Origin of the sequence: Pseudomonas sp. zfem002 (assembly GCF_032621685.1) — a bacterium.
Classification (GTDB): domain Bacteria; phylum Pseudomonadota; class Gammaproteobacteria; order Pseudomonadales; family Pseudomonadaceae; genus Aquipseudomonas; species Aquipseudomonas japonica.
In genome coordinates, this window is the sequence record NZ_JAVYJH010000010.1 from 129,683 (window position 1) to 143,091 (window position 13,409).

The 13,409-nt window shown below is 62.0% G+C and carries 13 protein-coding genes and 1 tRNA gene; 7 read left to right on the plus strand and 7 right to left on the minus strand.

All coding sequences use genetic code 11. The features are described 5' to 3' along the window. Window positions 1–65: 65 nt before the first annotated feature. The 6 genes from hisF to RTI28_RS13995 all read right to left on the minus strand — a co-directional run bounded on the left by hisF (window position 66) and on the right by RTI28_RS13995 (window position 5,143). Window positions 66–836 carry an imidazole glycerol phosphate synthase subunit HisF gene (gene hisF / locus RTI28_RS13970; protein ID WP_095155793.1) on the minus strand — a complete coding sequence of 257 codons (771 nt, stop codon included), beginning with the start codon at window positions 834–836 and terminating at the stop codon, window positions 66–68. 10 nt (window positions 837–846) lie between these two features. Then, window positions 847–1,584: a 1-(5-phosphoribosyl)-5-[(5-phosphoribosylamino)methylideneamino]imidazole-4-carboxamide isomerase gene (gene hisA / locus RTI28_RS13975; RefSeq protein WP_042120549.1), complete on the minus strand. Its 738-nt coding sequence runs from the start codon at window positions 1,582–1,584 to the stop codon at window positions 847–849. 42 nt (window positions 1,585–1,626) lie between these two features. Next, on the minus strand, window positions 1,627–1,887 hold the full coding sequence (locus tag RTI28_RS13980) for a DUF2164 domain-containing protein (RefSeq protein WP_042120550.1): 261 nt from the start codon (window positions 1,885–1,887) through the stop codon (window positions 1,627–1,629). Then, complete coding sequence (hisH, locus tag RTI28_RS13985; RefSeq protein ID WP_042120551.1) at window positions 1,887–2,525, minus strand: imidazole glycerol phosphate synthase subunit HisH; 639 nt, start codon at window positions 2,523–2,525, stop codon at window positions 1,887–1,889. Before hisH ends, RTI28_RS13980 begins: the two co-directional genes overlap by 1 nt. Then, window positions 2,525–3,118 (minus strand): imidazoleglycerol-phosphate dehydratase HisB, encoded by a 594-nt coding sequence (gene hisB / locus RTI28_RS13990; protein WP_042120552.1) that lies wholly within the window; start codon window positions 3,116–3,118, stop codon window positions 2,525–2,527. Before hisB ends, hisH begins: the two co-directional genes overlap by 1 nt. 363 nt (window positions 3,119–3,481) lie before the next feature. Continuing rightward, on the minus strand, window positions 3,482–5,143 hold the full coding sequence (locus tag RTI28_RS13995) for an OFA family MFS transporter (protein ID WP_316921001.1): 1,662 nt from the start codon (window positions 5,141–5,143) through the stop codon (window positions 3,482–3,484). 398 nt (window positions 5,144–5,541) lie between these two features. Between RTI28_RS13995 and RTI28_RS14000 the strand changes: the two genes are divergently transcribed. The 4 genes from RTI28_RS14000 (at window position 5,542) to RTI28_RS14015 (ending at window position 9,288) form a co-directional block, all read left to right on the plus strand. After that, a complete protein-coding gene (locus RTI28_RS14000; RefSeq protein WP_316920971.1) occupies window positions 5,542–7,788 on the plus strand; it encodes an AsmA family protein in 2,247 nt (748 codons plus the stop codon). After that, window positions 7,785–8,852 (plus strand): A/G-specific adenine glycosylase, encoded by a 1,068-nt coding sequence (gene mutY, locus RTI28_RS14005; RefSeq protein WP_316920972.1) that lies wholly within the window; start codon window positions 7,785–7,787, stop codon window positions 8,850–8,852. The genes RTI28_RS14000 and mutY overlap by 4 nt, the downstream gene beginning before the upstream one ends. Beyond that, window positions 8,849–9,121: an oxidative damage protection protein gene (locus tag RTI28_RS14010; protein ID WP_316920973.1), complete on the plus strand. Its 273-nt coding sequence runs from the start codon at window positions 8,849–8,851 to the stop codon at window positions 9,119–9,121. The genes mutY and RTI28_RS14010 overlap by 4 nt, the downstream gene beginning before the upstream one ends. 91 nt (window positions 9,122–9,212) lie before the next feature. Further along, window positions 9,213–9,288: transfer RNA gene (locus tag RTI28_RS14015), tRNA-Phe, on the plus strand. Window positions 9,289–9,720: 432 nt separating this feature from the next. Here RTI28_RS14015 and RTI28_RS14020 read toward each other — a convergent pair. After that, window positions 9,721–10,545 (minus strand): hypothetical protein, encoded by an 825-nt coding sequence (locus RTI28_RS14020; RefSeq protein ID WP_316920974.1) that lies wholly within the window; start codon window positions 10,543–10,545, stop codon window positions 9,721–9,723. 150 nt (window positions 10,546–10,695) lie between these two features. On the opposite strand from RTI28_RS14020, the gene RTI28_RS14025 reads away from it, so the two are divergent. The 3 genes from RTI28_RS14025 to RTI28_RS14035 all read left to right on the plus strand — a co-directional run bounded on the left by RTI28_RS14025 (window position 10,696) and on the right by RTI28_RS14035 (window position 13,281). Next, window positions 10,696–11,394: a hypothetical protein gene (locus RTI28_RS14025; protein ID WP_316920975.1), complete on the plus strand. Its 699-nt coding sequence runs from the start codon at window positions 10,696–10,698 to the stop codon at window positions 11,392–11,394. A 275-nt stretch (window positions 11,395–11,669) separates the two neighbouring features. Continuing rightward, window positions 11,670–12,716, plus strand: coding sequence for a polyphosphate kinase 2 (ppk2, locus tag RTI28_RS14030; RefSeq protein WP_316920976.1), 1,047 nt, complete (start codon window positions 11,670–11,672; stop codon window positions 12,714–12,716). Between the two features lie 130 nt (window positions 12,717–12,846). After that, window positions 12,847–13,281: a hypothetical protein gene (locus RTI28_RS14035; RefSeq protein WP_316920977.1), complete on the plus strand. Its 435-nt coding sequence runs from the start codon at window positions 12,847–12,849 to the stop codon at window positions 13,279–13,281. Window positions 13,282–13,409: the final 128 nt, after the last annotated feature.

Below are 13,409 nucleotides of genomic sequence, written 5' to 3' on the forward strand. Positions count from 1 at the left end.
ATACCGATCACCCGTAGGAGCGTGGCTTGCCCGCGAAAGGACCGCAACGCGGTCCCATTCAAATGTCAGCGAACGACAATCCCACGCTGCGCCATATAGGCCTTCGCCTCGGGCACCGTGTACTCGCCGAAGTGGAAGATGCTCGCCGCCAGCACCGCGCTGGCGTGGCCTTCGAGAATGCCGTCGGCCAGGTGCTGCAGGTTGCCCACGCCACCGGAGGCGATCACCGGAATGCCCAGGGCATCGCTGATGGCCCGGGTCACGCCGAGGTCGAAGCCGCTCTTCATGCCGTCCTGGTCCATGCTGGTCAGGAGGATTTCGCCGGCGCCCAGGCCTTCCATCTTCTTCGCCCACTCCACCGCATCCAGCCCGGTGGGCTTGCGCCCGCCGTGGGTGAAGATCTCCCAGCGCGGCGCTTCGCCCGGGCCGGAGACCTTCTTCGCGTCGATGGCGACGACGATGCACTGCGAACCGAAATGCGCCGCCGCTTCGCCGACGAACTCCGGATTGAACACCGCCGCGGTGTTGATCGAAACCTTGTCGGCACCGGCGTTGAGCAGGTTGCGGATGTCCTGCACGGTACGCACGCCACCGCCCACGGTCAGCGGGATGAACACCTGGCTGGCCATGCGCTCGACGGTGTGCAGGGTGGTGTCACGGCCATCGACGCTGGCAGTGATGTCGAGGAAGGTGATCTCGTCGGCACCCTGCTCGTCGTAGCGCCGGGCGATTTCCACCGGGTCGCCGGCATCGCGGATGTTCTCGAACTTGACGCCCTTGACGACCCGGCCGTTGTCCACGTCCAGGCAAGGGATGATGCGTTTGGCCAGGGCCATGGCGTTCTCCTCAGCCTTTGTAGCTGTCGCAGAAGGCTTGCGCCTCGGCGACATCCAGGGTGCCTTCGTAGATCGCGCGACCGGTGATGGCGCCGATGATGCCCGGGGCCTTCGCGTCCAGCAGGGCCTTGATGTCGCCCAGGTTGTGGATGCCGCCGGAGGCGATCACCGGGATCTTCGTGGCTTCGGCCAGGGCCTTGGTGAAGGGCACGTTGCAGCCCTGCATCATGCCGTCCTTGGCGATGTCGGTGTAGACGATCGCCGAGACGCCATCGGCCTCGAAACGCTTGGCCAGGTCGATGACCTGCACCGAGCTGACCTCGGCCCAGCCGTCGGTGGCGACGAAACCGTCCTTGGCATCCAGGCCGACGATGACCTTGCCCGGGAAGGCGCGGCAGGCTTCGGCGACGAACTCGGGCTGCTTGACCGCCTTGGTGCCGATGATCACGTAGCTGACGCCGGCCTTGACGTAGTGCTCGATGGTTTCCAGGGAGCGGATGCCGCCGCCGATCTGGATCGGCAGGTTCGGGTAGCGCTTGGCGATCGCAGTGACCACTTCGCCGTTGACCGGCTGGCCTTCGAAGGCGCCGTTGAGGTCGACCAGATGCAGACGGCGGCAGCCCCCTTCCACCCATTTGGCGGCCATGCTCACCGGGTCGTCGGAGAACACGGTGGAATCTTCCATGCGGCCTTGGCGCAGACGTACGCAGGCACCGTCCTTGAGATCGATAGCGGGGATAATCAGCATCTGGAAAACCTGTCTATTCGGTAAACAGTGATGCCCGGGAAGTCAGTTCTTCTCGAGCGCCCACAGGTCGCTCTCGATGCTCTCGAAGCGCTCCTTGAGCTGCGCCTGAACATCGAAGATCGCCCTGTTGTAGTAGTGCGGTGCGATTTCTTTGCCGATCAGTTCCAGGACCTCGGCCACCTCGAACGACCCCAACTGCAGCTCGAAACGGTCTTCGAGAAAGCGCTTGAGGGTGTCCAGCGCCTCACGCTCCTGTTCGGAGCTGAGGGTCATGACCGGGGTCTTGTTCCTGGAGCGGCTCATTACCAGCGGCCATCCCAGGCGGCGAAGTTCTGCAGCAGCTGCAGGCCGTGGGTGTGGCTCTTCTCGGGGTGGAACTGGGTGGCGAAGCGCGAGCCTTCGGCCAGTACCGCGGCGAAATCGACGCCGTAGTGACCGCGACCGACCACCTGGGACGGCTTGCCGGACTCGATGTAGTAGCTGTGCACGAAGTAGAAGCGCGCGCGGTCCGGGATGTCGTGCCAGAGCGGGTGATCGACCACCTGGCTGACTTCGTTCCAGCCCATGTGCGGCACTTTCAGGTGCTCGCCGTCTTCATGCAGGTCCTTGCCGAAGAAGCGCACCTTGCCGGGGAACAGGCCGATGCCGTCGACACCGTCGTTCTCCTCGCTGTGGTCGAGCAGTGCCTGCATGCCCACGCAGATGCCGAGGAACGGCCGGTCCTGGCTGACCTCGCGGACCAGGGCGTCGAAGCCCAGGCGGCGGATCTCGGCCATGCAGTCGCGCATCGCACCGACGCCGGGGAAGACCACCCGGTCGGCTTCGCGGATCACGCTGGCATCGCTGGTGATCAGCACCTTGCCGGCACCCACGTGCTCCAGGGCCTTGGCCACGGAGTGCAGGTTGCCCATGCCATAGTCGATAACGGCGACGGTCTGCATTACAGGCATCCCTTGGTCGACGGCATCTGCCCGGCCATGCGCTCGTCCAGCTCGATGGCCATGCGCAGCGCGCGGCCGAAGGCCTTGAACACGGTTTCGATCTGGTGGTGGGTGTTGTGCCCGCGCAGGTTGTCGATGTGCAGGGTGACGTTGGCGTGGTTGACGAAGCCCTGGAAGAACTCCTGGAACAGGTCGACGTCGAAGCCGCCCACGCTGGCGCGGGTGTACGGCACGTGCATCTGCAGGCCGGGACGGCCGGAGAAGTCGATCACCACGCGCGACAGCGCTTCGTCCAGCGGCACGTAGGCATGGCCGTAGCGGCGGATGCCCTTCTTGTCGCCGATGGCCTGGTTGAAGGCCTGGCCGAGGGTGATACCGACGTCCTCGACGGTATGGTGATCGTCGATATGCAGGTCGCCCTTGCACTCGATGTCCAGGTCGATCAGCCCGTGACGGGCGATCTGATCCAGCATGTGCTCGAGAAAAGGCACACCGATATCGAATCGGGCCTTGCCAGTGCCATCCAGGTTGATCGAGGCCTTGATCTGGGTTTCCAGGGTATTGCGCTCGACGGATGCCTTACGTTCGACCATCACCAGCTCCGCAAAATCATTGGGCGAAAAAGGTGTCCATTATAGGCGCAGAACGTCGCATCTTGAAACGAACATGACATATGGCGATCAGGTCTTGCCGGCGAAGAATCTCGAACTGGCTTTACCCGCGAAAATCCCGAGGAACGCCCCTTGCCCGCGAGAATCCCGAGAAACGCCACTTGCCCGCGAGAATCCCGAGAAACGCCGCTTGCCCGCGAAAAACCCGTAGGAGCGTGGCTTGCCCGCGAAGGATCGCGCAGCGGTCCCAAAATGCTATCAACCGCATCGGGCCTGCCTTGCAGCCCTTCGCGGGCAAGCCACGCTCCTACGAAAAGCGGGCGCAAGCGCGCCCGAGCAACGGGTCTACTGGAACAACACCGCCGTCTTCTGCAGCGTCACCCACACCCCCCACGCCAGCGGAATGCCCACCGCCAGCCAGGCGGCGATCACCAGCGGCTGGCTCGCCGGCGCGGCCGACCACTCCAGCACAGTGCTGCTGTCGGCACCCTTGTCATGGCCCAGCGCCTGCTCCGCGGCCAGTTCGGCGTCGGTCATGAAGTGCTTGTCGGCCACCGGGCGCACCAGGGCGTTGCAGATGAAACCCAGCACCAGCAGGCCGGCGAGGATGTACAGGGTGATGTCGTAGGCCGCGGCCCGCTCCACGCCGATCTTCAACTGGTACTCGCGCAGGTAGTTGACCAGCACCGGCCCGAGCACGCCCGCCGCGGCCCAGGCAGTCAGCAGGCGACCGTGGATCGCACCGACCATCTGCGTACCGAACAGGTCGGCCAGGTACGCCGGCACCGTGGCGAAACCACCACCGTACATCGACAGGATGATGCAGAACGCCGCGACGAACAGGGCGATGTTGCCCAGGTGGCCCATGTTCGGCACCAGCGAATACAGGGCGAAGCCCAGCGCGAAGAAGGCGAAGTAGGTGTTCTTGCGCCCGATGTAGTCGGAGAACGACGCCCAGAAGAACCGCCCGCCGATGTTGAACAGGCTGAGCAGGCCGGTGAAGCCGGCGGCGATCACCGCGATCTGGCCGAGTTGCGCGGTGTCCAGTTCGCCGAAGGTCAGGTTGTTGCCCAGCAGCTTGCCGGCGAAGACTTCCTGCAGCAGCGGCGAGGCCATGCCGAGGATGCCGATGCCGGCCGAGACGTTGAGGCACAGCACCAGCCAGATCAGGGCGAACTGCGGGGTCTTCCAGGCCACGCTGACATGCACGTGGCGGTGGGTGATCATCGCGTTGTTGACCTTCTTCGCCGGGGCGATCCAGCCTTCCGGCTTCCAGCCGGTGGGTGGCACGCGGTAGGCCAGGGCGCCACCGATCATGAACACGAAGTAGATCGCCGCCATCACCACGAAGCTCTGCCACACGCCGACGCCCTCAGGGCTGGCGAAGTGATTCATCAGCGCCGCGGCCAGTGGCGCACCGACCATCGCACCGCCGCCGAAGCCCATGATCGCCATGCCGGTGGCCATGCCGCGCTTGTCCGGGAACCACTTGATCAGGGTCGAGACCGGCGAGATGTAGCCCAGGCCCAGGCCGATGCCACCGATCACCCCCGAACCGAGCCACATCAGCCAGATCTGGTGGGTGTACACGCCCAGCGCGGAAATCAGCAGACCGCCGCACCAGCACAGCGCCGAGACCACACCAGCCTTGCGCGGCCCGGCGTGTTCCAGCCAGCCGCCCCAGATCGCCGCCGAGCAGCCGAGGAAGATGAAGAACAGCGTGTAGATCCAGCCCAGCATGGAGATCGGCCAGTCGCAACTGGACGAGAAGACCTGGGCGAAGAAGCCGATGTCCGCCGAGCAGGCGACTGGCGCAGTGATGCCGATGGCCTTGGACAGCGGCAGCCAGAACACCGAGAAGCCGTAGGCCATGCCGATGCACAGGTGGATGGCCAGGGCGGCCGGTGGAACCAGCCAGCGGTTGAATCCGCTGCGAGCGACGATGCGCTCCTTGGAGAGGAAGCCCGGCGTGCTGTCGACGGCTCCCGCAGTGATGCTGCTCATTATTGTTGCCCTCGTAGATAGGTAGGGTTCCCCTGTCGAACCGGACACCCATCGACTTTGGCGCACGCAGGCAGCGAGTCGTTCTTTTGCAGGCAGCCGGCCCTGTCGCGACAAAGCGTCGCAGCAAGACCCGGGAACCGCGCAAGAGTAGCACTTAGCTTGCTAACAGAAGCCAAACTGATATCGCAGAATTGCACGCAACTGAGACCCCCTTCGCGGAACTGTCGCTCGCTGCTGGGTCGAAATGGCCAACTGCTGATGCCTTGGCGTACAGGGTGGTGCAACCCGATCCGACAGGCTTTATCCATTTCCCCCACACCTAGGACTAATCGCAGTCGCCAAGGTCGCAAGGCTATACTCTGCGGCTGAATTTTCAGACATCGGACTACAAGGACTCGCCCATGAAAGCGTTTGGCAAAATCCTGGGACTGGTGGTTCTCGGGCTGTTGCTGATCGTCGTGGCAGGAGGCTTCGCCCTCACCCACCTCTTCGATCCCAACGACTACAAAGACGAGATCCGCCAACTGGCTCGCGACAAGGCGCATGTCGAGCTGACCCTCAACGGCGACATCGGCTGGAGCCTGTTCCCCTGGCTCGGCCTGGAGCTGCACGAAGCGAGCGTTGCCACGCTGAACAAGCCCACCGAACCGTTCGCCGACCTGCAGATGCTCGGCCTGTCGGTGCGCGTACTGCCGCTGCTGCGCCGCGAAGTGCAGATGAGCGACGTGCGCGTGGAAGGCCTGAACCTGACCCTGAGCCGTGACGAAAACGGCCATGGCAACTGGGAAGATATCGGCAAGCCACTGCCCGCCAGCACCCCGGCAGCCAGCGGCGAGCCCGCACCCGCCACACCGCCCGCCACCGCGAGCGAAAGCAAGCCCGCTGCCGGCGAGCGCCCGCTGAAACTGGATATCGACAGCCTCACCGTCAACAACGCCCGGGTGCAGTACAACGACGCGCGCAGCGGCCAGAGCTTCAGCGCCGAAAGCATCCAGCTGAGCACAGAGGCCGTGCATGACGGCGTCAATATCCCACTGAAACTCACCGCCTTCCTCAGTTCCGGCCAACCGGTACTGCGCGCGCGCATCGAGCTCAACGGCGAAGCCCGCTTCGACCGCGCCCTGCGCCGCTACCAGCTGGAAGACATGAAGCTCAGCGGCGAGCTCTCCGGCGAACCGCTGCAGCAGAAGAGCATGACCTTCTCCGCCCAGGGCCAACTGCTCGCCGACCTGGCCGCCAACGTCGCCGAGTGGAACGGCCTGAAGCTCTCCGCCAACCAGTTGCGCGCCCTCGGCGAGCTGCACGTGCGCGACCTGAACAGCGAGCCGAAACTCACCGGCGGCATTTCCATCGCCCAGTTCGACCTGCGCAAGTTCCTCGACAGCGTCGGCGTCGCCCTGCCGCCGATGAACGACCCGAGCACCCTGACCAACGTCGAGCTGGTCGGCCGCCTGGAAGGCACGAAAACCAGCCTGGCCCTGGAAGACCTGGCCCTGAAGCTCGATGCCAGCACCTTCACCGGCCGCCTGGCGGTGGAGGATTTCGCCCGGCAGGCCCTGCGCATCCAGCTGAAGAACGACAAGTTCGACGCCGATCGCTACCTGCTGGCGAAAAGCGAAGCCGCGGCCAGCGCCAGCGCCGCGCGCCAGGCCGAGGTCAAGAGCAACGAGAGCAGCGCCCTCTCCGGCCCGAGCACATCGCCGCTGCCGGAAGCACCGACCCAGGTCGCCTGGAGCAGCGACAAACTGCTGCCGGTGGATCGCCTGCGCGCCCTCGACCTGCAGGCCGACCTGAACTTCGGCGTGCTGACCCTGGACAAGTTGCCGATCCAGAATGCCGAGCTCAAAGCCAGCGGCCAGGGTGGCCTGATCACCCTGCAGAGCCTGCGCGGCGGTCTGTACAACGGCAGCTTCGAGACCCGCGGCACCCTCGACGTCCGTCCGGACATCCCGCAGATCGGCATCACCGGCAAGATCGACCGAGTGCCGGTGGAGCACTTCATCAAGCACGATGGCGATACCCCGCCGCTCAAGGGCCTGCTCACCCTGAACAGTGACCTGACCGCCAGCGGCAACAGCCAGAAAGCCCTGATCGACACGCTCAACGGCAATGCCAGCTTCGTCATCAACGACGGCGTGCTGATCAACGCCAACCTCGAACAGCAACTGTGCCAGGGCATCGCCACCCTCAACCGCAAGACCCTGAGCGGCGAGCCACGCGGCAAGGACACCCCGTTCCAGGAACTCAAGGGCAGCCTGGTGCTGCGCAACGGCGTGGCCAGCAACCCGGACCTGAAAGTGCGTATCCCTGGCCTGACCGTCAATGGCAATGGCGACATCGACCTGCGTGTGCTGGGCATGGACTACCGCGTCGGGGTGATCGTCGAAGGCGACAAGCGCGAGATGCCGGACCCGGCCTGCCAGGTCAACGAGCGCTTTGCCGGTCTGGAATTCCCGCTGCGCTGCCGTGGCCCGCTGGAGCTGGGTGCGCGGGCCTGCCGGGTCGACCAGGAAGGTGTCGGCAAGCTGGCCGGCCAGGCGCTGGGCAACCGCATCAACGAAAAACTCAATGAAAAACTCGACGACAAGCTCGGCGACAAGGTCAGTCCCGAACTCAAAGACGCATTGAAGGGCCTGTTCAAACGATGACCCCCGAGCAGTTTTCCACCGCGGTCCTCGACTGGTTCGACCGCCACGGCCGCCACGACCTGCCCTGGCAACAGGGCATCACCCCGTACCGGGTGTGGGTCTCCGAGATCATGCTGCAGCAGACCCAGGTCAGCACCGTGCTCAACTACTTCAGCCGCTTCATGGACGCCCTGCCGGACGTCCAGGCACTGGCCGCGGCGCCGGAAGACGAAGTGCTGCACCTGTGGACCGGGCTCGGCTACTACACCCGCGCGCGCAACCTGCAGAAGACCGCCCGGATCGTCGTCGAGCAGTACGGCGGCGAGTTTCCCCGCGACGTGGAGAAACTCACCGAGCTGCCCGGCATCGGCCTGTCCACCGCCGGCGCGATCGCCAGCATCAGCATGGGCCTGCGTGCGCCGATCCTCGACGGCAACGTCAAGCGCGTGCTGGCCCGCTATACCGCGCAGGAGGGCTATCCCGGCGAGCCGAAGGTGGCGAAGGCGCTGTGGGCCAATGCCGAGCGCTTCACCCCGCATGCCCGGGTCAACCACTACACCCAGGCGATGATGGACCTCGGTGCCACCCTCTGCACCCGCAGCAAGCCCAGTTGCCTGCTGTGTCCGCTGGAGCGTGGCTGCGAGGCGCACATGCTCGGCCAGGAGATCCGCTACCCGCTGCCCAAGCCGCGCAAGGAACTGCCACAGAAGCGCACGCTGATGCCGCTGCTGGCCAACGACGAAGGCGCCATCCTGCTTTACCGGCGGCCCTCCAGCGGACTCTGGGGCGGCTTGTGGAGCCTGCCGGAGCTGGACGACCTGGACGATCTGCAGCACCTCGCCGAGCAGCACCAGTTGCACATCGAAAGCCGCCACGCGCTCAGCGGCCTGACCCACACCTTCAGCCATTTCCAGTTGGCCATCGAGCCGTGGCTGGTGCGCGTCGGCCCGCAGGGCGATCGCGTGGCCGAGGCCGACTGGCTCTGGTATAACCTCGCCACCCCGCCGCGCCTGGGCCTCGCCGCCCCGGTCAAGAAGCTGCTGAAGCGCGCGGCCGACGTATTGACTGCAGGAGAGTCGCGATGACCCGCACCGTTATGTGCCGCAAGTACAAAGAACAACTGCCAGGCCTGGAGCGTCCACCGTATCCGGGCCCCAAGGGCCTCGACATCTACGAACACATCTCGCAGAAGGCCTGGGCCGACTGGCAGAAGGAGCAGACCATGCTCATCAACGAAAAGCGCCTGAACATGATGAACGCCGAGGACCGCAAATTCATCCAGGGCGAGATGGACAAGTTCTTCTCCGGCGAGGCATTCGAGAAGGCCGAAGGCTACGTTCCACCCAGCGAATGACCCCCTGGAAACGTAAGCGTCGGTATTAATTAAAAAAATTTTGAAATTGTTGTTGACGCAAACCTGAAAAAGCCTTTTAATGCGCCCCGTTGCCCAGATAGCTCAGTCGGTAGAGCAGAGGATTGAAAATCCTCGTGTCGGCGGTTCGACTCCGTCTCTGGGCACCAAATACCGAGAAACCCCAAGGAACCACGTGTCCCTTGGGGTTTTTTCTTGCCTGCGATTTCAGGGTGCCTGCACGGTTAGCGTATCGTCGGGCTTGAGCGAGTGATCGCCAGCCCTCCAGAGTCATTCCGCACATCTCGCCACCGAGCCTCAACAGGCGCCTCTCGCTGCCACTCCAGCGCATGCATTCCAGAGCAAAGAATCTCCTTCTCCCTTGTCCGAGTATGGCAACGTCAGCAAGTCGAACCGACACGCCATAGCTCACGGAGAACCTGATGCGAATCCATCAACTCGAGATCAAGAGTTTTCGTCTTCTGGCTGACGTCAACCTGGCGCTGGAAGCGCAAACACCCGCAGCCACCTGACGCAGTGAGAATGATCAAGCCACATACTGACTTACGGCCACCCCAGCGCCTCGCATCTGCACGAAGAAGCTATCTATTTTCATGAGCGCTTTTAACCGTCGCGTAGAGATTGCCTACGAAGTCTACGTATCGTTGCGGGAAATCATTCTTTCTCATGTAGTCGATCGCATTTTTATAGAGAGCGGCATAATAGCCATCCGACCGATCCATTTGCTCAGGCGTTGGAGTAACTCCCGGTGTGAAGCCGCTCTTTTGCCCAATAATTTCATGCTGCTGCTTCATCTTGATGATCACGTTGGCAATAAAAGACTCAGCATAATACGCCTCTGCAGGAGGCAGGTATTTGTGCGCATCCTTGACAAACTCATCAGTCGATTCAAATCGGGCCAACCCCTCACAGCAATACTCCCTTCTGTAGCCGTAATACAACCGGTCCATAGCGTCCATCCAGGCGGAATAAAACTCTTCGGAGGTGGGTTTTCGCTCCAGTCTGACCTGGTTCATGTAAATCAACTGACATGTTTCAAAACAAGAACTTTCAGAAGGAGCCCAACTGGCCGTAGCGGCCTGACTCATGTTCCTTTTCTTAAGCGCGTACAGGAAAAATAGGGATTTGGCGTGGGCGCGCTGATTAAAGAACATCTTCGGAAGTAGCTCTTCGGCTTCCAGGCAAAAAGAATCTGCTCCGCTCGCTCCCTTGACACAGTGTTCCTGATATTCGCTTTCGACTCTTTGGGTGACGGCATCAAGGTTCGGTGCACCTTCCTTGGGTACGCCGGTACGCTCTAGCTCAGCGCGCCTCGCATCCCAGTATTCCCAGCCCTGATCTGTTGCGCAGCCATGTATCAATAGTGTTAAAGAAATGAAACAGACAAAGGCGATTGGCTTTTTCACAGAGCCCCCTACTGATGATTATTTACCAATTAAAGCCAGTAAATCGAGCCTCTGACACTTGGCTGAGCTAATGTTCAGGTTAGTCCAGCATTATCGACGCTGCAAAAAACATGAACGCCCGACGTTCATGAATGATGATTGGAGGCTTAAATGAAATCGCTTCTCGTTCTTGCACTTGCCTTTGCAGGTACACCTATTGCTCTAGCCGATAGCTGTCCAGATGTTTTAAATACGGCAAGTGGATCCGTTGATCTACGAAGTTTCATCAATACCTACGGCGCGAACGCATTGGCCAACGCTCAATTAGGCCTGGATCAAAGTCGTGCGCAAGATTGCTCAAGCGTAGTGAACGCTGAAGAGTGCGAGGCGACTGTTGAGCTGGCAGCATTGATGGTTAGCACGCTGCAGAGCTGTTTGAACAAGGTGACAACCGAGTCCATATCCAAGCCTTCGCCCCCCAGTAATCCTCCTGGGAAAAAGAGTAAATCCATCGATAAAGTCGCTGCTGATGCCGCCAATGATCCTGCAAGCAACCCATGGGCCTCGGAAGGGAATAACTCAAGAGCCAAGTCACCAAACAACGAAAAGGTGAATATTGAAGCCCAGGGCTGCCCCTATGTAATCCAGGACATTCCGGGAGCCTTTCACTCGCCAAAAACTTATATTTGCTATCAGGGTAGAACCCAGAAATGTGATATCAACGGAAAAAAAAATGGAACCGTGACTTACGCATGGCGAGTTACTAACCAGTCGGACTGCATACACCCCGAGGGCTGGATTGATGTTGTAACGGTAGAGTCGAATGCGGCCTTTGCTCGCAAGCAGACCAAGGTACATGAAGATGAATAACGCGAACCCATGTCGCCAGAGCAGATCTGCCTGATTGATGACTCCAACGAAAACGTCCGGGCAGCAAGAGGCTTCGGATGGAAAGCCGTTGAGTGGCGCAAAGGCTCGAAGCTTGCAATTGAGATGAGTCGACTCACGGCCGAAAACCAATGCCGGATTCAGGTTTTTTGTTCGTGCGCGAAAAACCACCCACGCATTGATCGATATCAATACGCCATCACCCGATCTATGTAAGTTGTGGGTTGGACATTCGAAGGAACAGAAGGCCCGATCCCATGAGTGAAGAAACCCCCGTCCTCCCGCTCCCAGAGCCCGGGGTAAGCACGCACCACGTCACACCGCACAAACCCGCCACCCCGCGCCCGCCACGTCGCTCACGCAAGCCTTCGCCGATCGTCGAAACCGATATCGTGCCGAACAGCCCTGCCGCCCTCGAAGTCGCCCATGCCCCCCATGGCAGCGACGAGGACAGCGCGTCGGCGCAGCTGCCGCACAATTATCCGTACAGCACGCGCATGCGCCGCGCCGAATACGACAAGGCCAAACACGCGCTGCAGATCGAGCTGCTGAAGGTGCAGAACTGGGTCAAGGAAACCGGCCAGCGCGTGGTCATCCTGTTCGAAGGCCGGGATGCCGCGGGCAAGGGCGGCACCATCAAGCGCTTCATGGAGCACCTGAACCCGCGTGGCGCGCGGATCGTCGCCCTGGAAAAACCGTCCGATCAGGAAAAGGGCCAGTGGTATTTCCAGCGCTACATCCAGCACCTGCCAACCGCGGGCGAGATGGTCTTCTTCGACCGCTCCTGGTACAACCGCGCCGGCGTCGAGCGGGTCATGGACTTCTGCACGCCGCTGCAGTACCTGGAGTTCATGCGTCAGGCCCCGGAGTTGGAGCGCATGCTGTGCAACAGCGGCATCCTGCTGTTCAAGTACTGGTTCTCGGTGAACCGCGAGGAGCAACTGCGCCGCTTCATCTCACGCCGCGACGACCCGCTCAAGCACTGGAAGCTGTCGCCCATCGATATCAAGTCGCTGGACAAGTGGGGCGAGTACACCGCGGCCAAGGAGGCCATGTTCTTCCACACCGACACCGCCGATGCGCCCTGGACCGTGATCAAGTCGGACGACAAGAAGCGCGCGCGGCTCAACTGCATCCGCCACTTCCTGCACTCGCTGGATTACCCCGGCAAGGACTTCCGCGTCGCCCACGAACCCGACCCGCTGCTGGTGGGCCGCGCTTCACGGGAGATCGAGGAAGACCGTCGCGACGAGGAAGACGCGCAGCTGCAGAGCCGGGTCAGTTCCCTGGTGCTGCCGCGCTGAAGCCTGCAGTGCGCCTGGCATGCCGGGCGCCACTGCCTGCGGTCCGTTAATCCCCCTCGCCGGCTTGGGTTTCCCGGTCAACTGCGTTTCAATACGCGCCATTTGACTGACTTCGCACAAGGGAACCCCCATGGCCTCGAACACCAAACAACAGAAACGCGCCAAGCGCGCCGCCACCAAGGCCCGCGAGAACCGCATGGTGCGCAGCGGCCAGGCGGTGAAGAGCGGCGGCGAGGCCTCCAGCGCCAGCGTCCAGCAGGTGTTCGACAAGGCCATGAGCTCGAACAGCTACGCCGCGCTGTTCGACAAGATGAAGAAAGCCCAGGAGACCAGCCTGGAAGCCATGATCGCCGTGTTCATGGTCGACCCGCTGCTGACCCTGGTGCTCAAGGGCCACAAGGAAGAGCATGCGACCGACTACATCTGCATGGTCTTCTGCGCCTATCGCAAATGGCTGGACGGCACCGAGGAAGCCGAGGCCATGGCCTGGCTGGAGAGCGAGGAATTCCAGGACGCCTATGTGGCGGCGTCGGAGCTGGTGTCGAAGCAGAAGAAATTCGGCTGACGGCACACCCTCTGTAGGAGCTGGCTTGCCTGCGATGGACTGCATAGCGGTCCCAAAACCATCCAGCACGAGCTACCGTCAGGGTGAGTTCCTGGATTCAGTGCCTGCTTGACCATATTTATCCAGAG

Bases quoted from the DNA above. Each gene is read 5' to 3' on its own strand.
- ppk2 (WP_316920976.1), top strand. From the start codon at position 11,670: ATGAGTGAAGAAACCCCCGTCCTCCCGCTCCCAGAGCCCGGGGTAAGC.
- mutY (WP_316920972.1), top strand. From the start codon at position 7,785: ATGACCCCCGAGCAGTTTTCCACCGCGGTCCTCGACTGGTTCGACCGC.
- RTI28_RS14000 (WP_316920971.1), top strand. From the start codon at position 5,542: ATGAAAGCGTTTGGCAAAATCCTGGGACTGGTGGTTCTCGGGCTGTTG.
- hisF (WP_095155793.1), bottom strand. From the start codon at position 836: ATGGCCCTGGCCAAACGCATCATCCCTTGCCTGGACGTGGACAACGGC.
- RTI28_RS14025 (WP_316920975.1), top strand. From the start codon at position 10,696: ATGAAATCGCTTCTCGTTCTTGCACTTGCCTTTGCAGGTACACCTATT.
- RTI28_RS14010 (WP_316920973.1), top strand. From the start codon at position 8,849: ATGACCCGCACCGTTATGTGCCGCAAGTACAAAGAACAACTGCCAGGC.
- RTI28_RS14035 (WP_316920977.1), top strand. From the start codon at position 12,847: ATGGCCTCGAACACCAAACAACAGAAACGCGCCAAGCGCGCCGCCACC.
- RTI28_RS13980 (WP_042120550.1), bottom strand. From the start codon at position 1,887: ATGAGCCGCTCCAGGAACAAGACCCCGGTCATGACCCTCAGCTCCGAA.
- hisH (WP_042120551.1), bottom strand. From the start codon at position 2,525: ATGCAGACCGTCGCCGTTATCGACTATGGCATGGGCAACCTGCACTCC.
- hisB (WP_042120552.1), bottom strand. From the start codon at position 3,118: ATGGTCGAACGTAAGGCATCCGTCGAGCGCAATACCCTGGAAACCCAG.
- hisA (WP_042120549.1), bottom strand. From the start codon at position 1,584: ATGCTGATTATCCCCGCTATCGATCTCAAGGACGGTGCCTGCGTACGT.